Annotated in this window: 1 protein-coding gene; it reads left to right on the plus strand. The window is 69.0% G+C overall.

Annotated elements, in window-relative coordinates; all coding sequences use genetic code 11:
- A partial coding sequence (locus A5747_RS23975; protein ID WP_142245717.1) for an AMP-binding protein occupies nt 1-780 on the plus strand: 780 nt, incomplete at both ends.

Here is a 780-nt window from a genome sequence, read left to right on the forward strand (position 1 = left end):
TTCGACATCTCGGTGTGGGAGATCTGGGGCCCGTTGCTTCATGGTGGGCGGCTGGTAGTGATCCCGGACTCACTGACTCGCTCGGCCCCCGATCTTCACGATGTGCTGGCTGCCCAACACGTCGGCGTGTTAACCCAAACCCCTTCTGCGGCAGCGGCGTTGTCCCCGCAGGGGTTGCAGTCACTGACACTAGTGCTCGGCGGTGAGTTCTGCCCGGCCCGGGTGGTGCAGCGCTGGGCGGGCCCGGGTCGGGTGGTGATCAACGGCTATGGCCCCACCGAAACCACCATGTGCGTGACCTTGACCGCGCCCCTGACACCGGATGGGGGGCCACCGCCGATCGGTTCGCCGGTGAGCGGGGCGGCATTGTGGGTGCTCGATCGGTGGCTGCGTCCGGTGCCGATCGGGGTCGTCGGGGAGTTGTATGTGGCCGGCGCCGGGGTGGGCTGCGGGTATTGGCGGCGTGCAGGGTTGACCGCGTCGCGGTTCGTGGCCTGCCCAGTGGCCGGGCCCGGGGCGCCCGGGACGCGGATGTATCGCACCGGGGATCTGGTGCGCTGGCGTGCTGATGGCCAACTCGACTACGTGGGCCGCGCCGATGAGCAGGTCAAAATCCGCGGCTACCGCATCGAGCTCGGCGAAATCCGCGCCGCCCTAACCCAACTCGACGGGGTCCAACAAGCCGCGGTCATCGCCCGCGAAGACCGCCCCGGCGACAAACGCCTCATCGGCTACATCACCGGCACCGCCGACCCCGCCACCATCCGCGACCAACTAGCC

The organism is Mycobacterium sp. IS-836, assembly GCF_001954275.1.
GTDB lineage: Bacteria > Actinomycetota > Actinomycetes > Mycobacteriales > Mycobacteriaceae > Mycobacterium.